Annotated in this window: 1 tRNA gene; it reads left to right on the forward strand. The window is 50.7% G+C overall.

What is annotated here, in order from left to right:
• Window positions 1-101: 101 nt before the first annotated feature.
• Window positions 102-177, forward strand: a tRNA-Glu gene (locus tag OB87_RS19210).
• Window positions 178-278 lie beyond the last annotated feature (101 nt).

Here is a 278-nt window from a genome sequence, read left to right on the forward strand (position 1 = left end):
TGGATCACCTCCTTACCGAGTAGAAGTGCCTGCGTGGTGTCCACACAGATTGTCTGATGATAAGAAAGAGTCAAAAGCGTCTTGCGAAGCTGACAAGTGATGTCCCCTTCGTCTAGAGGCCCAGGACACCGCCCTTTCACGGCGGTAACAGGGGTTCGAATCCCCTAGGGGACGCCAATGACGGACAGTGGGTGAAAGACACGGTCAGGGTATTCCCGAGAATAACCTAAAGCTGATTAGCGATAGTCAGGTTTACGTTATTCTGCTCTTTAACAATC

Origin of the sequence: Dickeya undicola (assembly GCF_000784735.1) — a bacterium.
Taxonomy (GTDB): Bacteria; Pseudomonadota; Gammaproteobacteria; order Enterobacterales; family Enterobacteriaceae; genus Dickeya; species Dickeya undicola.